Below are 18,592 nucleotides of genomic sequence, written 5' to 3' on the forward strand. Positions count from 1 at the left end.
GACTCACTGGTTTTCGGACACCTCGGCGAGCAGTTCCTCGACGTGGCCGATCAGGCGCCGGGTGTCGACCGGCGCGACGGTGCTCCACACGTCGCCGGACGGCGATTCCCGCCGCAGCTGGGCATAACGGCCGTGCGCGGTGTCGAAGAATCCGATGACGTGGTCGGCGCGGATGCGGCGGCCGTACCGGTCCCGGGCCGCGGTGCCGAACTGCCCGCGCGCCTCGACCCCGGCCACCATGCTCATCAGGGTTTCGGCGTCGTCCGGGCGGATTCCTCGGCGCTGCAACGCGTTCTGCAGCCGCTCGACGTTGTCGCCGGCCTCCTCGGCGGCGCCGTCGAGATCACTGCTGGGCACGGACACCGAACGGCCCGGGCCGGGCGGCAGCGTCGGCAGCACCGAAAGCGCTTCGCGCGGCAGCCCGGTCGCCGCCGCGGCCCGCAGGCTCAGGGCTTCCTGGTCCTTGACGACCAGCGCCGCTCGTTCGGTTTCGGCGTCGGACGCCGCGAGCACCCGCACGCTGCGACCCATCCAGATCCGCCCGTCGACCTCGCGGCCGGGGCGCGCCAGCAGCCGCAACATCCATTCGAGCTCGGGATCGAGTTCGGTCGGGCGGCCGAGGTCGCGGGCGCCCAGCGATCGCCACGCCGATTCCACCAGCTTCGCGCGCTCGGTGTGGGTGCGACCGGGCGACGGGACCTTCAACACCAGCGGCATGGTGTCCAACTCGAGGTGCTCGGTGAGCACGTCGAACTCCAGCGCCGACAGGGTCAGCTGCCGGCCGGTGTCGGTGACCGTCATTGGCCGGGCTCGCCGCCGATCACCGGGCGGGACAGGGTCTGCGGTTCGTCGAAGAACCCGCCCGGGCGGCCGACCTGCTCGGTCACCTTCCGGTCCACCACCTCGTCGCGGTCCTTGCGGCCGCGCTTGCCGGCCGCACGGCCGTCACCGCCGCGCACCGGCCCACCGCCGCCACCCGGCCGTCCCGACCGCTGCTCGGGGAGCCGGCTGGAAAGCGTCGGCTGCGTCGTCGCGATCCGCGTCGCGGGCGCGGAGGTGCTGCCCCAGCTGATGGTCACGTTCTGCTGCCCGCTCGGTGTCCCGGAACCACCGGTGACCGGGGCGTCGACCACCACCTGCGGCGGCTGGGTGAACGACGCCAGCGACGTGGTGTTGGCCTGCGTCGACGCCTCGTACGTGCGCATCACGTCGAAGGCCCGCTGCTCGGCGGCGTTCTGCTCGGCCTCCTGCAGCTCGTAGTCGGTCTGCCCGCCGAAGAGGTGCGTCAGCACCGTTTCCGCGGTGCTCGGTTCTTCGGTGGTCACCTGCACCGGCGGCGGCATGTCCTGGCGGGCCTTGCTGATGAACTCCGCCTGCTGCTCGGCCCGCTCCCGCATCACGGTGGTGGCCTGCTGGGCTTGGGCCGCCCAGTTGCCCAGCGGACGCACGCCGCCGTGCGCGCTGTCCGCGGCGATGCCCTGCCAGCCGGCCATCGCCGACGACAGGGCGGACGCCAGCCCGGCGTCGATGTCGCCGAGCGCGCGGGCGAGTTCGCTCCAGCGGCGCACGCTGTCGATCGAGCCGTTCGCGCCGGGACCCTCGTGGATCTGCGCGAACAGCTCGGGGTGGCGGTATCCCTGCCAACGGTGGTCGCTCATCGGGATCAGCAACCCCCGCCGATGCCGTACGCGCTGTCGCCGTCGATCCGCTCGTACTGGCGGTTGGCGAGCCGCAGCGATTCGGCGGCCGCCTGCAGCTGGTCGCGGTAGCCGCACAGCGCGGTCAGCGCGTCCTCGCCGCCGCCGACGGAGCGCCGGTTGAACTCCTCGGCGGCGTCGGCGCTGATCGGATCGCCGGCCCAGGGCCGGATGCGCAGTTCGGTGATGGCGTGCTCGATCTGCAGGCCGACCGCGTCGAGCGATTCCTGCAGCGCGTTCACCAGCCTCGGGATGGAGGCTGGCTCGACTTGCACCGAGCCACCCGACATCCCGGGCAGGGCGCTGGTCGAGCTGTCGCCCCACGGAGCAGTGAGCGGCACGTTTTCCCCTCCCACAGGTAAGGGCCCGGGTTGGCGGGTGCAAGGCCCTTGTGCCCGAACGCCCGGGCGGATGCAGGGCGGCGGGGCCCTGACCGGGTGTTCGCGGGCACCCGGCGGTTGCGGGGGCCCGAGCGCTCAAGCTACTAAACGTCCGCCGAACACTGTAGTCAGTGAACATCACGCTGGGGAGTGCTCCAAACGCGGTGAGTATCGCTCATCCGGTTGCAGAGCGTGAACATCGCAGGACGTGGCGCGGTTTCGCGGGCCTCGTGGCGGCCGAAGACGTGATGTTGCCGACCCGAGCGGAGGAGCCGCGGCTACTGGGGCGCTGTCTGCCGGGGCTTGGTCGTCTGGGGCGGCGCGGACGTTTCCGGCGCGGCCAGGCTCGCGAGGGCGTCCTCGGCGACCCGCTGGGCGCCGGCGCAGAGCTGGTCGACCGGCGGCGGCGGTTGGCCGCCGTCGTCGCGGTAGAGGACGTCGAGGTGCTGGAGCTCGGCGACGTCCACCGCGACGTTGCAGGACAGGTCCAGCCCCGGGGTCTTGATCACCAGCGCCGGGAAGCCGCCGATCACCACCGGCGAGGCCTCCACCTGCGCGGTGTCGTCGGTCCACACCCCCATGCTCTCTGTGGTGATCAGCGCCAGCCGGGCGCCGACCTTGGCCGTGGTGTTGCGGTAGCTGCAGGTCGCCGCGTCGCCGAAGCCCGCCTCGGAACCCGGCAGCGGCTCCCGGTCGAAGCCGAGCTGGCTGCGCTGGTCGTCGGTGAGCAGCTCGCACGGGTCCACGCCGTCGAGGGCGAGCTCGAACGGGCGTGGCGGCAACGGCGGGGGAGCGCTCGTCGTGGGCATCGGTGGCGGCAGCGGGGCCCTGGTCTCCGACGTCGGCTCCGACTGCCACAGGCCGCACCCGGCGAGGGTGAGCGAGCCGGCGGCGAGCAAAGCGCTCAGCCGCCACGCCCCGGGGATCCGCGAGCTGTGCATGGCCTCACCGTAACGAAACGTGGCCGGTCGTGACGGTGGGCGGCGATCAGCGGGAGCAGCAGGATCAGGGCGAACTGCCGCGCGACCACCAGCAGGAAGACGACCAGGACGACGGCGCAGACGGCCAGCGCGATCTTCCCGGCCGCTGGTGGCGGCGCCGCGGCGCGGATCGCCGGGGCGACCGGGCGCGGCGGTTCGCTGGGCCGCGGCTCGGGCAGGTCGTCGAACAGCGGGGTCAGCTCGGAGCGGAACCGGGCGGCCGCGACCAGGCGGCAGCGCTCGTCGTACTCGGTGACGTCGAGGCGCCCGGCGGAGAAGTGCTCGCCGAGCAGCCGCATGGCGTCCTCCCGCTCGGGGTCGCCGATCCGGAGGTCCTTGCCCCGTCGACCGTTGTCCACGCCTCCATCCTACGTTCGGCGGACCTCCGGTCGGGGCGGTCGGGACCGGATTCCGGGCCGCGTGAAAACTCCGCCAACAATGCGGAAATCCGGCGTTCAACGAGGTGAACGCCGGATTCCCGGTAGTGCTGCGTCAGGCCTTGACGAGGTTGTCGTCGTCGATCAGCGGGGTGCTCGGCTTGGCGAGGACCTCGTCGTCGAGCAGGCCCTCGCTGCGGGCGACCACGACCGGGACCACGATCTGGCCCGCGACGTTGGTGGCGGTGCGCGCCATGTCCATGATCGGGTCGACCGCGTAGGCGATGGCGATGCCGGTGGCCACGACCTCGGGCGGGAAGCCCAGCGCGCCGACGGTCAGCGTCAGCATGGTGAACCAGCCGGTGACGCCGGCCGTGGCGATCGAGCCGAACACCGCGACGGCGATGATCGTCAGGTACTGCACCGGGCCGAGCTGGATGCCGAAGAGGTTCGCGATGAACATCGAGCCGACGGCCGGGTAGATCGCGGCGCAGCCGTCCATCTTGGTGGTGGTGGCCAGCGGCACCGCGAAGTTCGCGTAGGACGCCGGCACGCCGAGGTCCTGGGTGGTCTGCCGGGTCAGCGGCAGGCTCGCCCCGGAGGACCGGGAGACGAACGCGAACTGCAGCACGTTCCAGGACTTGGCGAAGAACTTGACCGGGCTGACCTTGGCCACGAACGCCAGCAGCAGCGGGTACACCGCGAACAGCACCAGCGCGCAGGCCACGTAGGTCGAGCCGATCAGCTTCAGCAGCGGCACGAAGAACTCGTTGCCGTAGGTGGCGACCGCGTTGCCGATCAGGCCGAGGGTGCCCAGCGGGGCGAGCCGGATGATCCAGCCGAGGACTCGCTGGATGACCTCGAAGGCGGCCTTGTTGAAGTCGACGAACGGCGCGGCCTTCTCGCCCAGGCTGTAGGTCGCGGCGCCGATGATCAGCGCGACGAACACCACCTGCAGCGTCTCGCCCTCGGCGAACGCGCTGATCAGGTTGCTCGGCACCAGCCCGGTGATCAGGTCCAGCCAGGAGCCTTGCGTCTTCTCGCCGATGGAGGCCAGCTTGTCCGGGTCGGGCTCGATGACCAGGCCCTTGCCGGGCTGGAACAGCCCGCCGATCAGCAGGCCGATCACCACGGCGATCAGCGAGGTGATGCCGAACCACAGGGCCGTCTTGCCGCCGAGCCGGGCCGCGGTCCGGCCGCCGCCGACGCCGCGCAGGCTGTTGATGCCCACCACGATCGCCGTGAAGATCAGCGGCAGTACGGTGAAGGTGAGCAGCTTGGTGAAGGTGCTGCCGATGGTCTTCAGCGTGGTGACGAGCCATTCCGCGTCGGTCTGCTTGGCGACCCAGCCGAGCAGCGCGCCGAGCACGAGGGAGGCGATCACCGCCACGGCGAAGACCTTGGGGTTGAAGCGCAGGCGTGATCGGCCGGCGGAGGTGGACACAGGGATCTCCCGAGGTGTCGAAGGATGGATTCGGAGGTGGCGGCGGTTCCGGGCTCGTTCGCGCAGCGGCGCTGGACTCGCGCTGTGCGCGTGGTCTTCAGGAGGCGGTTTCGCTTGCCGGGGGCAGCCGCTATCGCGGCGCCGAGCGTCCGATCAAAGACAGACGGAGCTGGCCTGCCGTCGCAGATCGACGTGCAGGCGCGAAGTCAGGTACAGCCGTCGGAGGGTTCCCATCGCGAATATTTGTAACCAGGCGCGCGGCGAAACCCATCCGTGGGTAACCGAATTGTGTTCGTATTCACTCAGATGCGGAGATCTGGTGTCACTTGGTGATCGGCGTGTTCCACAACGTCACGACGCTGACGCCGATCTCGGCCAGCAGCTTGCGGGTCAGCGGCAGGCTGATGCCGAGCACGCTCGACGGGTCGCCGTCGACGCCTTCGATGAACCAGCCGCCGAAGCCTTCGAGCGTGAAACCGCCCGCCACGTGCAGCGGCTCGTCGGTCGCCAGGTAGGCGTCGAGCTCGGCCTCGGTGGGCGTGCCGAACCGCACGGTGGTGCTGAGATGCCCCTTCGTGCGCGCGCTGATCTCGCCGTCCCGCAGCCGGACGACGGCGTGCCCGGTCAGCAGTTGCCCGTCATTCCCGGCGTTGTGCGCCCACCGCTTCGCGGCGGCCTCGCGGGTGCCGGGCTTGCCGACGATCTCGCCGTCCGCCATCAGCAGCATCGAGTCGCACCCGACGATCACTGCGTCCGGTTCGGCCGCGGCGATGTCGGCGACCACGGCCTCGGCCTTCGCCTGCGCCAGCGCGGTGACCAGCTCGGCCGGGCTGGGGTCGGGCAGGGCGGCGGTGACCGCGTCCTCGTCGACGCCGGAGACCTGCACCAACGGCTCGATCCCGGCGGAGCGGAGCACGGACAGGCGGGCGGGCGATGCGGAAGCAAGCACGAAGCGCACGCCCCGATGTTAGTGCCGCGCCGGGAGGCGCCGGGCCCGCGGCCGGGATCGCCGGCCAGCGGGGGCTGAACGTGATCGAAGTGTCTACATAGGACTCTTCGGGCGTGCTGGGGCCGTGGGCCTCGGGCATGGCAGCCCGGAAGGCCCACGGCCCCGTCAGGTCAGTCGCGGTTGAGCTGGACGTCCGGCCGCGCCGGGGCGCGGTCCGGGCGGACCTGCGGCGACCTGTTCTCCGCCGCGTCGACTCCGGCGGACGTCACGGCCGGCAGGCCGCCGACCACCGGCAGGGTCACCGAGGTCTGCGCCAGGTCCAGCCCGATCTGGCCGGGCTGCCGGGGCGCGACGATGAACGCGCTGTCCGTGCCGCCGATGATCAGCGCCAGCTGGTGGCCGGCTGGGACCACGTGATCGGTGGTGGCCAGGCGGAACGTCATGGTGTACGGCTTGCCCGGCTCCAGCGGCCGCTCCGCCGACAGCGACTCGTGGTTGGCCAGGTCGGCCCAGCCGCGCGCGATGATCTCGAAGTCCACGTCGGTGGTGGTGGCTTCGGTGTCCTTGTAGCAGGCGTCGTCGCCGGGACGGCTTTCGCCCCAGCACGATTCCGTCTGCAGCGTGCGGATTCCCTCGCCCTGGCCCAGGTAGTCGCGGGTGGTCGCGGGGCCGTAGTCGACGAGCATCGCGGACAGGTGCGCCGTCGGCGTGCTCGGCACGGCCGTCACGGTGACCGACCCGGTCCCGGCCAGGCGCAGGTCACCGCCCAGCGGGGCGGTGCTGAACAGCGTGCGGGCGGGGGACTGCTGATCGGGCCGGGCGGCCCAGTCGTACTCGTCCAGCGAGGGATCGTCGGTGAACGAGGCCGTCCCGCCGGGCGCCGGTTCCGTGCCGAGCCCGTCCTCGCGCGGGTGCAGCGTCGTGGCCTGTGCCTGCTCGCTGGACCAGCCGGGTTCGTCGGCCCAGGTGTCGGGGGCGCGTTCGATGCTGGCGGCCGGTTCCTCGGTGATCCCGTTGTCGATGCCGAGCAGGAAGTGGTCGAACCAGCGGTGCAGGGTGTCGACCCACTCGGCGCGGCGGAAGTCGAACGGGTCGACGTGTCCGGTCTGGCTCAGCCACAGCTTGCGCGGCACGTCCTTGGCGGCCAGCGCGTTCCACCACTGCCCGAGGTGAACGGTCTTGACGTTCAGGTCGCCCAGGCCGTGCACGGCGAAGACGCTCGCGGTGACCCGGTCCGCGTTCGGCACGTAGTCCCGCTCGGTCCACAGTGGAGTCGCGTCGCCGTTGGCCGGGGCGCCGGCGACCAGTTCCTGCTTGGCCTGGCGGCAGTCGGGGCGGCCGCCCTCCTCGACGTTCTGGGCGAGGCCGACCGGGTCGAACCCGAAGGACACGCCGTCGGAGCGGTAGTAGTCGTACCAGGAGCTGATCGCGCCGATCGGGACGATGGTGCGCAGGCCCTCGACCCCGGTGGCGGCGACGCCGTTGGCGATCGTGCCGTCGTAGGACTTGCCGATCATGCCGACGTCGCCGGTGGACCAGCCGGCGCCGACCGGGTTCCCGCCGGTCGCCGCGTCGAAGCCGGTCGCGCGGCCGTTCAGCCAGTCGATCACGGCCTTCGCGGAGGTGATGTCCGACGGCCCGCCGATGTCCACGCAGCCCTCGGAGCGGTTGGTGCCCGAGAGGTCGACGAGCACGGTCGCGTAGCCGCGCGGCACGAAGTAGTTGTCGTAGAACAGCGGGAAGCCGAGCGGCCGCCCCTGGTCGTCGTAGGTCTTGAACTCGCTCTCGTTGCCCCGGCCGCAGCACGAGTAGTACGGGCTGGCGTCCATGATCACCGGCACCGGCTGGTCGGTTCCGGCCGGCCGCGCGATGTCGGCGGCGACCCGGTCGATCACGCCGTCACCGTCGCCGTCCAGCCCGGTCTCGACCCAAACGGTCTCCCGCACCGGCTCGGCCGCGAAGACGGGCTGGCTCCGCCCGTCCCGCACCTGCTCAGCGGCGGCGACCGGTGCGGCACCGGCCAGCACCAACGCCGCGCACGGCAACGCCCACCAGCGACTTCTCCCCACAGCGTCCACCTCCGAGAAGATCTCGAAGGCGAAGCCTAGGATCCAAGATCAACCCTGGGCACAGCCGAAAGTGGGGAGCGCCTCACCGGCTCTCGACGGATCCCAGGATCGCCCGAATCTGCGGCGACAACCGGGGAATCGCCTGCGCCTCGCACCAGAGCAGAACCGCCGTCATCCCAGCTCTGCGTCGGGTCGGTCCAGTGGCGGCTTAGGCTGAGGCCGTGGGTGTTCCGGTTTTGTTGGACGGTCCGCGGTTGCGGGCCAGGTTGGTCGACGACGGGCCTTATGCCGCGCTGGACGTGGTGGTGAGCACCGGGTCCACCAACACCGATCTGGTGGCCGCCGCCGGGCGCGGTGCCGCCGATCGGACCGTGCTCATCGCCGAGGAGCAGCTGTCCGGGCGTGGGCGGATGCAGCGGCAGTGGATCTCGCCGCGCGGGCACGGGCTGTTCGTCAGCGTGCTGTTGCGCCCCGAGGTGTCGCCGGTCGCGATCAGCTGGCTGCCGCTGATCGCGGGGGTCGCCCTGGCCGAAACCGTCGAGCGCACGACCGGTGTGCGCGCCACGCTGAAGTGGCCGAACGACCTGCTGCTCGGCGACGGCGACGAGTGGTCGAAGGGCGCCGGGATCCTGGGCGAGGCGGTGACCGGGCCCGATGGCGTGGCGATCGTGCTCGGCATGGGCATCAACGTGTTCCAGAAGCGCGAGGACCTGCCGCGCGGCGCCGGCGGCCTGCCCGCGACGTCGTTGGCGGCCGAGGGTGCGGAGGTCGACCGCGAGGAGTTCGCAGTGGCGTTGCTCACGGCGTTCGCCGAGGTCGACGACCGGTGGCGGGCGGCGGGTGGCGACGTGGTGGCGTCCGGCCTGCTGGACCGGTACCGGCGGTTGTGCGGCACCCTCGGGCAGCAGGTGCGGGTCGAGCTCGGCGGCGATGACCAGCTGCTCGGCGTCGCGGCCGACATCGACGAGACCGGGCGGATCGTCGTCCGCACCCCCGACGGCCGGACCACCGCGGTGTCCGCGGGTGACGTGGTCCACCTGCGCCGGGCTTGACCGGCGGTGGCGTGACCGGACGGGCCCAGCCGGTAACGTGATCGGCGACCTGCGAAGAGGCTGAGGAGGGATCCGGTGGCCTACCCAGACGGCCTGCTCGGCGCGGACGAGCACGTGGTCGTGCACAAGCACCCGCACTGGAAGATGCTGATCGTCCCGGTGCTGGTCCTGTTCGTGGTGGTCGGCGGCGGTTCCTACCTGGCGGCGCTGGCCGCCCCCACCGGCTGGCACGTGCCCGTCTGGATCGGGCTCGCCGTCGTCGGCGCGGTCCTCGTCGTCTGGTTCACGCTCGCCCCGCTGGTGCGCTGGCGGACCACGCACTTCGTGGTCACCACGCACCGGCTGATGGTGCGCGAGGGCGTGTTCACCCGCAGCGGCATCGACATCCCGATGTCCCGGATCAACTCGGTGCGGTTCCGGCACGGCCTGCTGGACCGGATACTCGGCTGCGGCACCCTGGTCGTCGAATCCGCCTCGGACGAGCCGCTGGAGTTCGACGACATCCCGCAGGTGGAGCGGGTGCACACCTTGCTGTACCGCGAGGTCAACGACGACCCGCGGGACGACTGGGACAACCGCGCCAGGGAGGACTACTGATGGGGCCGCGTGAACTGGGACTGCCGATGCAGGTGGCCTCGCCGGAGCCGGGCGAGCTGCCTGCCGAGGTGACGATCTGGGAGGTCGGCGCCCGCGACGGGCTGCAGAACGAGAAGGAAGTCGTCCCGCTCGACGTCAAGCTGGAGTTCCTGCAGCGGATGGCCGACGCGGGGCTGGGCGTGCTGGAGGCCACCAGCTTCGTCCGCCCGGAGTGGGTGCCGCAGCTGGCCGACGCCGCCGAGCTGCTGGCCGGCCTGCAGCAGGTGCCGGGCGTGCGGTACCCCGTGCTGGTGCCGAATGCGCGGGGCCTGGACCGGGCGCTGGAGTCGGGCGTGCGGGACATCGCGATCTTCGCGGCGGCGACCGAGACGTTCACCCGGCGCAACCTCAACCGCGGCCTGGACGAGCAGTTCGCGATGTTCGACCCGGTGGTGCAGCGCGCGGTCGGCGAGGGGCTGGCGGTGCGCGGCTACGTCTCGATGTGCTTCGGCGACCCGTGGGAGGGCGCCGTGCCGGTCGAGCAGGTCGTCGCGGTGGGCAAGCGGTTGCTGGAGATGGGCTGCTGGCAGCTGTCCCTCGGCGACACCATCGGCGTGGCGACGCCCGGGCACGTCGAGTCGCTGCTACGCGCGTTCGTCGCGGCCGGGATCGGCGTGGACCGGCTCGCGGTGCACTTCCACGACACCTACGGCCAGGCGCTCGCCAACACCTACGCGGCGCTCCGGCGCGGCGTGTCCACAGTGGATTCTTCGGCCGGTGGGCTGGGCGGCTGCCCGTACGCCAAGTCGGCCACCGGCAACCTCGCCACCGAGGACCTGGTGTGGATGCTCGACGGCCTGGGCCTCAAGCACGGCGTCGACCTCGGCAAACTCGTGGAGACCAGCGTGTGGATGGCCGAGCGGCTCGGCCGGCCGAGCCCGTCGCGGGTGGTCAAGGCGCTGGGCGCCGCCGAGGCATCGGGTTCGTGAGCGCGCCCTCCGCGGCGCTGCACGTGTTGCGCGGTCGTCCGGTGCTGGCCTGGCGCTGCGCTCGGCCGTGGCTGGCGATCTCGTCCGCTGCTCGCGGCGGCGGGATCGGCCAGCGGTCGTGGGTGCTGAACGCGACGGTGATGACCGACTACGACAACCCGGATCCGGCCGCGCACGTCGACGAGATGGCCGCCGAGCTCGGGCTCTGCGGTGACGGCGTCGGGTTGCTCACCGCGGTGGACGTGCGGCACGAGGTGACGGCGGTCGACGGCGGGGTGCGCGCGAGCGTGACCACCGGCGTCGGCTGCCCGATCTGGGCGGCGGCCCGCGAAGAAGCGGTGACGTCCTGGAAGCCGGGCACGATCAACGCGGTGTGCTGGTCGCCCGTGCGGCTCAGCGAGGCGGCGCTGGTGAACGCGGTCGCGACGGTCGCCGAAGCCAAGGCGCAAGCCCTGATCGAATCGGGTGTCGCGGGGACCGGCACGGTCACCGACGCCACGGTGGTGCTCTGCCCGACGGACGGCGAAGCCGAGAGCTACGGCGGCCCGCGCTCCCGCATCGGAGCGGGGCTGGCGCGGGCGGTGCACGCGGCGGTCACGGCGGGCCTGCGCGTCCAGAACCCGCGCCACGGCGAAGATCCCGATTTCGCCTGAAATCGGGCGGTCGTGATCAGGCCTGGTCGCGGGTGCCGAACATCGCCATGAAGGTGAAGCGCAGGACGCGCTCCTCGCCCCGGTCCGCCGTCCCGGTGATCTCCACCAGGCCCAGGTTCGGCTTGCTCTGCGACCGGCGCTGGCTGTTGACCTCCATCTTCAGCCGCAGGACGTCGTCGGGGAACACCGGCGCGAGCCAGGCCAGCTCGTTGCCGCCGGGGGAGCCCTGCGAGGTCGAGTCCGCCACCACGTTGTCGACGTAGCCGCGCATCCACAGCGATGCCGTGAACCAGCTCGACGCGCACAGCCCGCCGAGCACGGAGTTGCGGCCCGCTTCCTCGTCGAGGTGGAACGGCTGCGGGTCGAAGCGCTCGGCGAAGGCCAGCATCTCGGCTCGGTCGACCTTCACCTCGCCGAGGTCGAAAACCCGGCCCGGCGTGAGGTCTTCGTAAGCGATCGTGCCCATCGACCCATCGTCGCAGCGGGCCCCGCGAATCCGCGCCGAGGGGTGCTCGCGGATCGTGATCGGCCTTTCCGGGGCGGATCGGACATTCCGGTGCCGCTGGTCGGCCGGGCGGAAATTCCCGGGGCCGACATGGAACCATCAGCGCAGCGGCGTCGTCCAAGTCGCGACGTGCAGTCTGCGGGTCGCCGGCCCGCGGACGACCGCTTTGCCGTTGCCGACCGGATGCGGGCGCCGCGCGCTTGCGACGGATCCGCCAGCGAACAGGAGGGGAGCGGCCGTGTCGACCGACCACCGTGCCCAGGTAGACGAGCTGATGGCGGACTACCGGCGAAGTCGGGACCGGCTCGCCGAGACGCACCGGGATCTGTCCACGATCGCGGAAACCGCCCGCTCCAAAGACGGCAGCGTGCAGGTCGTGGTCGGCCCGCAGGGCGTGCTGCGCGAGGTGGTGCTCGCCGACGACGTCTACGAGCGGCAGCGCCCGGCCCAGCTCGCGGCGCTCATCGTGCAGCTGGCCGCCGCGGCGGCGCAGGCCGCATCGCGCCGGGCCGCCGACGTGCTCGCCGAGGTGCTGCCCGCCGGTGCCGATCCGGAGCTGCTGCTGGGCGGACACGCCGAGATCCCGGCGGATCCGGCACCGCGCAACGAACCGCGGCGCATCGACGACAATGTCGATGAAGACGAGGACTTCTCGGACGCGAGCTGGTTGCGGCAGGGCCCGGCGGAACGGAAGTGGTGACGATGAGCGGCTTCCGGAGTGACATCGGGCAGCTGACCAAGCACGCCGGCGAGTTCGACGGTCTCGCCGGGGAGGCCCGGCGCATCGCCGACACCCTGCGCCAGGCGTTGGATTCGGCCGGTGACTGCTGGGGCGGCGACGACATCGGCGAGAACTTCGCCCGCACCCACTGCGGCCGGGCCGACCAGGCGCTGGACGGCCTCGGCGCGTTGTCCGGGCGGCTGAGCGAGATGGGCGCGAAGTTCGCCGCGACCGCCGCGACGACGGAGCGGGCCGACATCGGCGGCGCCGAGGAGTTCGGCCGGCTAGCCGGGCGGGGGTGACCTGCGGATGGGCATCGAACTTCCCGCGGAACTCCGGGATGTCGCGGCGCGCGCGGGCGCGAAGTGGCCGGAGGCCGACGAGGACAAGATGCGCGAGTCGGCGTCGGCTTGGCGTGATGCGGCGAAGTCGATCGACGCGCTCACCGGGGCCGCCGACGGCACCGCGCAGGGCGCGCTCGGCGCGATCGACGGCGAGGCGGCCCAGGCGGCTCGCCGCGACTGGGACAAGCTCGCCGCGGGAGACGGGGTTCTGCCCGCGTCGGCGCAGCAGTGCCGGGCCGCTGCGGACCGCCTGGACCACGCGGCCGAGCAGGTCGGCGCGGCGAAAGTGCAGCTGGTGCGGGAACTGGTGACGCTGGCGAAGCAGACCGATGCGGCGGAGCAGGCGGCCGCCGCAGGGCATCCGCAGGCGCTGGCGGCGCTGGATTCGGCGGTGAACGGCGCGGCGGCGAGCGTGGCGCAGGTGCACAGCACGCTGACCTCTGCCGTCGACCTCGACAGCGGCGTGCTGGTGGAATCGGGCGGCTCGCCCGGCCTGCTGTCGACGGTCGGCGGCGCCGTGCAATCCGGCACCGACCTCGCATCATCCACTGTGGACAGCGTTGCGCCCGGCGGGGTGACCGGTGTCGTCGACGATCTCGGCAAGACAGCGCAGGACACCGTCGGTGGTGTTGGCCGAGCGGCGCACGAGACTTTTGGTGGCGTTGCGGAAGGCGTTGACCGAGGAGCGCACGAGGCCGTTGGTGGCCTCGGCCGGGTGGCCCGCGAGGCCGCCGGTGATGTCGGGGGCGTGGGCGAAGGTCTCGGTCGGCCCGCGCAGGAGACCGTTGGGGGTGTGGCAGCAGGTGCGCACGGCGCTGTCGAAGAAGTGGCACGAACCGCGAACCCGTGGCAGGGCGATGCCGAGCACACCGGCCCGGTCAAGATCGATCCCGGCGGCTGGGCGCCAGGCCTCGCCGACGCCGGCACCGGCCCGATCCCGGTGATCGGCGACTCCGCCCGCCCGGGCTGGACGCCAGACGGCGGCGACCCCGCCTCCAGCACCGCGCCGCACGCCGTGCACTCCGCCTGGGCTTCGCCACAGGCTCCGCAGGCTCCGCCGCCGCTGCCCGGCGCGGCTGCGCCGCCGCAGGGCTTCGCATCGCCGCCTCCGGCGGCGCCGGGCGGCCACTTCGTGGCCCAGCCCGGTGTGCCCGGCGCTCCGCCGCCGTCGGCTGCTCCGCCTCCGGCGGCCGCAGCGCGTCCGCCGATGCCGCCGGCCGCTCCGCGTGGCCCGGTGGCCTTCGGCGGGCCTGCTCCGCAAGCCCCGCCTGCGCCGGTGAACCAGCCGATGCAGCGCGCTCCGCTGCGCCCGCTGCCGGCTCCGGCGCAGCCGCCGGTTCCGGTGCCGCAGGAGGCTCCGCAGCGGCCGTTGCGGCAGGCCAGCCGGAACGCGGACGTGGTGGCGTTCGTGCTGCACCAGTTCCCGATCGGTTACATGCCGGTCGCGGCGAGCAAGGCGAGCAGGCAGTTGCCCGTCCCGGAGGTGGCCGAGGAGGGCAGGCCGGGCCTGAACTTCCCGCCGCAGGACCATCCGCAGTCCCACCTGGTCGACGACAGCGATGCGCTGGGGCGGGTGCGATCGGCCGAGGCGTATGCGGCAGCGCAGCGTTATCGGGACGAGCGCCGCGAGTCCGAGCAGCTGCCCGCGGAGCTCGCGGTGGACCACGAGCCGTTCGGCGAGCTCAGCGAGCAGGAGTGGCAGCGCGAGTTCCTGCGGCGCGACGGCGAGTTCGCGTGGCCGCCCGCGGAGCGGTTCCCGGAGGGCGGCGTGGAACCGGCGGAGCCGGTGGTGCTGGAGCCCGACACGGTGCTGGACTGCCTGGGCAGCGGCGATGGGCGGATTCTGTTCGCCGTGGCAACGCCTTTCGCGCAGCGCTCGCTGCCCGCCGCCTACGACGAACGCGACTACCGGCGGTATCGGGTCATGCGCCCGTTGCCGGTGTGGCAGGCGGTTTCGGCACCGTGGTTCGCGCAGCCCGGCGGTGGGATGCGCTTCCGCGCGACCTACTCGCTCGCCGACCTGGTCGGGCTCGGTTACCTGGTGGAGTTGACCAAGGCGCGGGAGATCGCCGAGGCGGCGACGCTGCGCATCGCGCGGGAGGAGACGGAGGAGGACGGCGATGTCGTGCTGTCGCCGCTCCAGATCACCCGCGAGCCCGACGATCCGGAAGCCGAGGACGAGTCCGGGGCGAAGGTGGCGGCGACGGTGCGGATCGTGCGCGACGGGGGAACGACTGACGGCGGGACGACTCAGGAGGCCGCGAAGTGAACACCGAGTCCGTGCTCGGCTGGTTGGTGGCGATGGGCGTCCCGGAGGAGCTCGTGTCCCTCGGGGCCGAGGCCGACGACGCCTGGTGCCTGATCCGCGACGAGTCCGACGGCGCACCCGCCTGGGAGGTCTTCTGGCGGGAGCAGGGCAACCGCTACGACTGGGCCCGGTTCAGCAACGAGCAGGTGGCGTGCTTCTACCTGTTCGGGCGGCTGACCTGGACCCAGGCGTTGCGCGGGGTCGTCGGGCCGCTCGACGTGACGAGCACGCCGCCGAAGGGCACCCCGGCGCAGCGGGTCTGAGCGCCGAGCGCATCCACACCAAGCTGTGATCCCTGGTGAGTAGTGCTACCGATGCCGAATGGGTGGCTCGCCCCCAGACTTGGGATCATGTCGCAACCACAGCCCGGCGAAGCGCTCCAGTTGGTCGCAGGCGAGTTGCAAGCCATCGGCCAGCGACTGACGTACTTGGGCACCCTGGTGCACGCGCAGCTGCAAGCGCCGCAGCAGTTCCCGCACTACCAGGCCAGTCCCGCGCAGCAGCAGTACCAACCTGTGCCGTCGCAGCACCAAGTCGCACCTGATCAGCAAGCCGCTGCCGCGCAGCAGACCGAGCCGAGCCAGCAGCCGACCGGTTCCGAAGCGGGATTCGCTGCCGCGCAGCAGCAGGATCCCGCGCAGCAGGTGGGTGCGCCGTATCCGCAGCCGTATCCGGGGCTGGCGCAGGTTCCGGCACCGAGCCCCCGGCCGGCCGGCACGGGCCTGGAACCGAGCCGCGTCCTGGCCTGGGTCGGTGCCGGGGTGACCTTGCTCGGCGTGGTCTTCCTGCTGGTCCTCGCGGTGCAGCAGGACTGGCTGGGGCCGGGCGCGAGGGTCGCCGGTGGCGCGGTGCTCGCCGCGCTGCTCGTCGCGGCCGGGTGGTGGATGCACCGCCGGTCCGCGCCCGAGCAGCCGGGCGCAGCAGGGCGGATCGCCGGATTCGCCCTGGCCACAACGGGTTTCGGCGCGTTGTTCCTGGACGTGGTCGCGGCCACCGCGCTTTACGACTACCTGTCGGTGCCCGCCGGGCTCGGCGTCGGCCTCGCGGTCAGCGTCGCGGGCCTGGCGCTCGCGGACCGCTGGCGCGCGCAGCCGCTGGCGCTCGGCGTCGTGCTCAGCTCGGCGATCTGCGCGCCGCTGATCACGTGGACGGTGGATTCGCTGCTGGTGAGCTTCCTGGTGTTGCTGCAGGTCGCGGCGACGCCGGTGCAGGTTCGACGGGGCTGGGCGGGCCTCGCGCTGGCGGCCGGAGTTCCCACCGTGCTGGCCACCCTGGCGGCGAGCGTGCGCGGAATGTGGGTCAACGACAGCACTCTCGTGGCCGCGATCGTCGTCGCCGCGGTGCTGGGCGTGGCGGTCGCGGCGATCACCGCCGCCGCTCGCCCGGCCGCGGACTGGACGGCGATCGGCCTGCTCATCGCCGCGCCGACGCCGACGTTCCTGGCCGGGCCGCTGATGCTGGAGCGCCCCGCGGCGGGCACGATCGGCGGCGGAATGACCGCGCTGCTGCTGGCGATCTGGGCCGTCGGGCGGTTCACGCCTGCGTTCCGGAGCCGGTTGTCGACGAGGTTCGTCGCCGCGGTCGGCGGGATGGCCGCCGTCGCGGCGGTGCAGACGACGCTGGTCTTCCTGGATTCGTCGAGCTGGGGAACGGCCTTGCTGTGCGAGGCGCTGCTGCTGAGCGTCGGCGCGTTCGTGCTGCGCAGCGGGGGAGTGCTGCTCGGTGCGACGTGCTACGCGGCCTTTGGCTTCCTGCTGACGTTCATCTACGAGCTACCGATCACCGTGCTGCTCTGGTACCACGGCGGCACCGGAGTCCGCGGCCTGCTGGCCGGGCTGCTGATCGCGCTGGTGGCGGTGGCCCTGCCGGTCGCGGCGGTGCGCATCGGAAAGCTGGCGGGCCTGCCGGAATCGCTGCTGCCGTGGGCGGCCTCGGGACTGGCGCTGCTGTACGGAACGGCGAGCGCGACGATGGCGGCGTGCCTGCTGGTGCACGACGCGCGGGCGGGATTCCTGACCGCGCACATCCTGATCACGCTGAGCTGGGTGGTGGCGGCGATAGCGCTGCTGCTGCGCGGAGTCCGGGCGAAGCACCTGCGAATCGCGGGCATGGTGCTGATCGCGGTGTCGCTGGCGAAGCTGCTGCTGTTCGACCTGGCGACGCTGGACGGAGTGGCCCGGGTGATCGCCTTCCTCTGCGCGGGCCTGATCCTCCTGGCGGCGGGCTCGGCCTACGCCCGCCTCCTGGCCAAGGCCAAGCCGGCGGACTGAACGGCCCACCTCCGCAGGCAAGAGCTCGTGAGTACGTTGGGCCGCCATCGCAGCCCAACGTACTCACGAGCCCTGACCAGGCCGAACGCATGCCGCACCGGTTCAGCGCCGGTAGTGGTCGGCCCTGACGGCGGATAAGAAGCTGTGCCAGCTCTGGGCGTTGAAGGCGAGGATGCCGCCGTCAGGGTTCTTGGAGTCGCGAACCGCCGCCGAGTCCGAAGCGAGCGCCACCTCGACGCAGTTGTGCACCGAGCCGCTGTGGCTGCTCTTGCGCCATTGCCGTTCATTCATCGCCGAGCCTTCCCACGATGTCCTTGACCAAGCAGGTCGACTCTTGCTTGTCCAACGCGCAGTCGTCCAGCTCTTGGCAGGCTTTCATGAAAGGTTCTACGTCGGCAGGCTCCGTCAGGGCGACTGCGAAGTAGCGGGCTTCCACGAAGACGTGTGCGCTGCCGTCTGGCAGCCCGTACAGCGAGAACGACCCATCGAGCGCGGGGTGCGGCATGGAACTCAGCGGCACGATGCGCAGCGAAACATTGCTTCTGCGTTGCAGCACAATCAGATGCTCAAGCTGTTCGCGCATGATCCGGGCATCGTTCATGGTGCGCAGCAGGGCCGCCTCGTCGAGGAAGAACCTGACCTCAGGAGCCTCTGGCCGGGACAGAACTGCTTGCCGTCCCAACCTCGCAGCTACGCGATTCTCCAGATCTTGTCCGGGAAGTTCCGACATCGACATGAGCAACCGCGCGTACTCGGCCGTCTGCGCCAATCCTGGGATCAGGGTGTTCTCCACACCGACGATCGAGGAAGCTTCTTGTTCGAGAATCAGCATGGTCGCCTGCTGGTCCGACACCCTGGAGGCCAGTTCGAACCAGGCGGACTTGGCGCTTTTACCGGCCCGGTCGATGAGAAGCACTTTCTGTTCCCCGGTTACGCCGTAGAGAGCGCACAGCGCTGTCACCTCGTCCCGGTTCGGTGCTCGTTGTCCCAGCTCGGTCCTGTTCACCGATGAAGGGGATATACCTAGCGCGGCGGCCACCGATCGGGTGGTCATTCCGGCTTTTTCCCTGAGTTTCCTCAGTTGCACACCGAGTCCGACCTGAGACGTGCGCGGATTCTCGCTCATGCGATGACCTTCCGTTTGATGTGTCACGGCGTCCCGAGGATGGGACGAAGCGGCCGCACGGAATGCTCTGACCTGCGATGTCCCTGATTCGATGAAACAAGATTAGCTTCGTAGCTTTGCCTTTCGAAGGCACTGAACAGCAGTTACTTCGA

21 protein-coding genes are annotated in these 18,592 nt (G+C 71.6%); 9 read left to right on the forward strand and 12 right to left on the reverse strand.

Annotation, left to right across the window (positions count from 1 at the left end):
* Nucleotides 1-3 precede the first annotated feature (3 nt).
* The 9 genes from AB0H93_RS36165 to AB0H93_RS36205 all read right to left on the reverse strand — a co-directional run bounded on the left by AB0H93_RS36165 (nucleotide 4) and on the right by AB0H93_RS36205 (nucleotide 7,854).
* Nucleotides 4-801, reverse strand: coding sequence for an ESX secretion-associated protein EspG (locus AB0H93_RS36165; protein WP_358579452.1), 798 nt, complete (start codon nucleotides 799-801; stop codon nucleotides 4-6).
* Nucleotides 798-1,658 (reverse strand): PPE domain-containing protein, encoded by an 861-nt coding sequence (locus AB0H93_RS36170; protein WP_358579454.1) that lies wholly within the window; start codon nucleotides 1,656-1,658, stop codon nucleotides 798-800. The genes AB0H93_RS36165 and AB0H93_RS36170 overlap by 4 nt, the downstream gene beginning before the upstream one ends.
* Nucleotides 1,659-1,663: 5 nt before the next feature.
* Nucleotides 1,664-2,038 carry a hypothetical protein gene (locus AB0H93_RS36175; protein ID WP_093267047.1) on the reverse strand — a complete coding sequence of 125 codons (375 nt, stop codon included), beginning with the start codon at nucleotides 2,036-2,038 and terminating at the stop codon, nucleotides 1,664-1,666.
* Nucleotides 2,039-2,355: 317 nt separating this feature from the next.
* Nucleotides 2,356-3,018, reverse strand: a complete 663-nt coding sequence (locus AB0H93_RS36180; protein ID WP_358579456.1) for a DUF3558 domain-containing protein — start codon at nucleotides 3,016-3,018, stop codon at nucleotides 2,356-2,358.
* Nucleotides 2,982-3,416 (reverse strand): DUF1707 domain-containing protein, encoded by a 435-nt coding sequence (locus AB0H93_RS36185; protein WP_358579458.1) that lies wholly within the window; start codon nucleotides 3,414-3,416, stop codon nucleotides 2,982-2,984. Before AB0H93_RS36185 ends, AB0H93_RS36180 begins: the two co-directional genes overlap by 37 nt.
* A gap of 133 nt (nucleotides 3,417-3,549) precedes the next feature.
* Nucleotides 3,550-4,878 (reverse strand): dicarboxylate/amino acid:cation symporter, encoded by a 1,329-nt coding sequence (locus tag AB0H93_RS36190; protein ID WP_358579460.1) that lies wholly within the window; start codon nucleotides 4,876-4,878, stop codon nucleotides 3,550-3,552.
* A gap of 153 nt (nucleotides 4,879-5,031) precedes the next feature.
* Nucleotides 5,032-5,112 carry a putative leader peptide gene (locus AB0H93_RS36195; RefSeq protein WP_350942021.1) on the reverse strand — a complete coding sequence of 27 codons (81 nt, stop codon included), beginning with the start codon at nucleotides 5,110-5,112 and terminating at the stop codon, nucleotides 5,032-5,034.
* Nucleotides 5,113-5,200: 88 nt separating this feature from the next.
* Nucleotides 5,201-5,836, reverse strand: a complete 636-nt coding sequence (locus AB0H93_RS36200) for a nucleoside triphosphate pyrophosphatase (RefSeq protein WP_358579463.1) — start codon at nucleotides 5,834-5,836, stop codon at nucleotides 5,201-5,203.
* A gap of 161 nt (nucleotides 5,837-5,997) precedes the next feature.
* Nucleotides 5,998-7,854: a Xaa-Pro dipeptidyl-peptidase gene (locus AB0H93_RS36205; RefSeq protein ID WP_358579514.1), complete on the reverse strand. Its 1,857-nt coding sequence runs from the start codon at nucleotides 7,852-7,854 to the stop codon at nucleotides 5,998-6,000.
* Between the two features lie 263 nt (nucleotides 7,855-8,117).
* Between AB0H93_RS36205 and AB0H93_RS36210 the strand changes: the two genes are divergently transcribed.
* The 4 genes from AB0H93_RS36210 (at nucleotide 8,118) to AB0H93_RS36225 (ending at nucleotide 11,166) form a co-directional block, all read left to right on the forward strand.
* Complete coding sequence (locus AB0H93_RS36210) at nucleotides 8,118-8,948, forward strand: biotin--[acetyl-CoA-carboxylase] ligase (RefSeq protein WP_358579465.1); 831 nt, start codon at nucleotides 8,118-8,120, stop codon at nucleotides 8,946-8,948.
* 75 nt (nucleotides 8,949-9,023) lie between these two features.
* Nucleotides 9,024-9,545, forward strand: coding sequence for a PH domain-containing protein (locus AB0H93_RS36215; RefSeq protein ID WP_358579467.1), 522 nt, complete (start codon nucleotides 9,024-9,026; stop codon nucleotides 9,543-9,545).
* Nucleotides 9,545-10,513: a hydroxymethylglutaryl-CoA lyase gene (locus AB0H93_RS36220; protein WP_358579470.1), complete on the forward strand. Its 969-nt coding sequence runs from the start codon at nucleotides 9,545-9,547 to the stop codon at nucleotides 10,511-10,513. The genes AB0H93_RS36215 and AB0H93_RS36220 overlap by 1 nt, the downstream gene beginning before the upstream one ends.
* Complete coding sequence (locus AB0H93_RS36225) at nucleotides 10,510-11,166, forward strand: adenosylcobinamide amidohydrolase (RefSeq protein ID WP_358579472.1); 657 nt, start codon at nucleotides 10,510-10,512, stop codon at nucleotides 11,164-11,166. Before AB0H93_RS36220 ends, AB0H93_RS36225 begins: the two co-directional genes overlap by 4 nt.
* Before the next feature lie 16 nt (nucleotides 11,167-11,182).
* Here AB0H93_RS36225 and AB0H93_RS36230 read toward each other — a convergent pair whose 3' ends face one another.
* Nucleotides 11,183-11,632 (reverse strand): MaoC family dehydratase, encoded by a 450-nt coding sequence (locus tag AB0H93_RS36230; RefSeq protein ID WP_358579474.1) that lies wholly within the window; start codon nucleotides 11,630-11,632, stop codon nucleotides 11,183-11,185.
* 277 nt (nucleotides 11,633-11,909) lie between these two features.
* Here AB0H93_RS36230 and AB0H93_RS36235 point away from each other — a divergent pair, with 277 nt between their 5' ends.
* The 5 genes from AB0H93_RS36235 (at nucleotide 11,910) to AB0H93_RS36255 (ending at nucleotide 17,314) form a co-directional block, all read left to right on the forward strand.
* Nucleotides 11,910-12,371, forward strand: coding sequence for a YbaB/EbfC family nucleoid-associated protein (locus AB0H93_RS36235; protein ID WP_358579476.1), 462 nt, complete (start codon nucleotides 11,910-11,912; stop codon nucleotides 12,369-12,371).
* 2 nt (nucleotides 12,372-12,373) lie between these two features.
* On the forward strand, nucleotides 12,374-12,694 hold the full coding sequence (locus AB0H93_RS36240) for a hypothetical protein (protein ID WP_235883556.1): 321 nt from the start codon (nucleotides 12,374-12,376) through the stop codon (nucleotides 12,692-12,694).
* 7 nt (nucleotides 12,695-12,701) lie between these two features.
* Nucleotides 12,702-15,005 (forward strand): TNT domain-containing protein, encoded by a 2,304-nt coding sequence (locus tag AB0H93_RS36245; RefSeq protein WP_358579479.1) that lies wholly within the window; start codon nucleotides 12,702-12,704, stop codon nucleotides 15,003-15,005.
* Nucleotides 15,002-15,307: a hypothetical protein gene (locus AB0H93_RS36250; protein WP_358579481.1), complete on the forward strand. Its 306-nt coding sequence runs from the start codon at nucleotides 15,002-15,004 to the stop codon at nucleotides 15,305-15,307. The genes AB0H93_RS36245 and AB0H93_RS36250 overlap by 4 nt, the downstream gene beginning before the upstream one ends.
* An 87-nt stretch (nucleotides 15,308-15,394) precedes the next feature.
* Complete coding sequence (locus AB0H93_RS36255) at nucleotides 15,395-17,314, forward strand: DUF2339 domain-containing protein (protein ID WP_358579484.1); 1,920 nt, start codon at nucleotides 15,395-15,397, stop codon at nucleotides 17,312-17,314.
* 102 nt (nucleotides 17,315-17,416) lie between these two features.
* On the opposite strand, the gene AB0H93_RS36260 is transcribed toward AB0H93_RS36255, so the two are convergent.
* Both AB0H93_RS36260 and AB0H93_RS36265 read right to left on the reverse strand, forming a co-directional pair.
* Nucleotides 17,417-17,605 carry a DUF397 domain-containing protein gene (locus AB0H93_RS36260; RefSeq protein ID WP_358579487.1) on the reverse strand — a complete coding sequence of 63 codons (189 nt, stop codon included), beginning with the start codon at nucleotides 17,603-17,605 and terminating at the stop codon, nucleotides 17,417-17,419.
* Nucleotides 17,598-18,440, reverse strand: coding sequence for a helix-turn-helix transcriptional regulator (locus AB0H93_RS36265; RefSeq protein WP_358579489.1), 843 nt, complete (start codon nucleotides 18,438-18,440; stop codon nucleotides 17,598-17,600). The genes AB0H93_RS36260 and AB0H93_RS36265 overlap by 8 nt, the downstream gene beginning before the upstream one ends.
* Between the last annotated feature and the right edge of the window lie 152 nt (nucleotides 18,441-18,592).

Source organism: Saccharopolyspora sp. NPDC050642, assembly GCF_040654735.1.
Classification (GTDB): domain Bacteria; phylum Actinomycetota; class Actinomycetes; order Mycobacteriales; family Pseudonocardiaceae; genus Saccharopolyspora; species Saccharopolyspora elongata.

What these genes read in the sequence shown, in the direction of transcription:
- AB0H93_RS36165 (WP_358579452.1), bottom strand. Translation starts at nt 801, where the DNA reads ATGACGGTCACCGACACCGGCCGGCAGCTGACCCTGTCGGCGCTGGAG.
- AB0H93_RS36170 (WP_358579454.1), bottom strand. Translation starts at nt 1,658, where the DNA reads ATGAGCGACCACCGTTGGCAGGGATACCGCCACCCCGAGCTGTTCGCG.
- AB0H93_RS36180 (WP_358579456.1), bottom strand. Translation starts at nt 3,018, where the DNA reads ATGCACAGCTCGCGGATCCCCGGGGCGTGGCGGCTGAGCGCTTTGCTC.
- AB0H93_RS36195 (WP_350942021.1), bottom strand. Translation starts at nt 5,112, where the DNA reads ATGGGAACCCTCCGACGGCTGTACCTGACTTCGCGCCTGCACGTCGAT.
- AB0H93_RS36220 (WP_358579470.1), top strand. Translation starts at nt 9,545, where the DNA reads ATGGGGCCGCGTGAACTGGGACTGCCGATGCAGGTGGCCTCGCCGGAG.
- AB0H93_RS36230 (WP_358579474.1), bottom strand. Translation starts at nt 11,632, where the DNA reads ATGGGCACGATCGCTTACGAAGACCTCACGCCGGGCCGGGTTTTCGAC.
- AB0H93_RS36240 (WP_235883556.1), top strand. Translation starts at nt 12,374, where the DNA reads ATGAGCGGCTTCCGGAGTGACATCGGGCAGCTGACCAAGCACGCCGGC.
- AB0H93_RS36245 (WP_358579479.1), top strand. Translation starts at nt 12,702, where the DNA reads ATGGGCATCGAACTTCCCGCGGAACTCCGGGATGTCGCGGCGCGCGCG.
- AB0H93_RS36255 (WP_358579484.1), top strand. Translation starts at nt 15,395, where the DNA reads ATGTCGCAACCACAGCCCGGCGAAGCGCTCCAGTTGGTCGCAGGCGAG.
- AB0H93_RS36260 (WP_358579487.1), bottom strand. Translation starts at nt 17,605, where the DNA reads ATGAATGAACGGCAATGGCGCAAGAGCAGCCACAGCGGCTCGGTGCAC.
- AB0H93_RS36265 (WP_358579489.1), bottom strand. Translation starts at nt 18,440, where the DNA reads ATGAGCGAGAATCCGCGCACGTCTCAGGTCGGACTCGGTGTGCAACTG.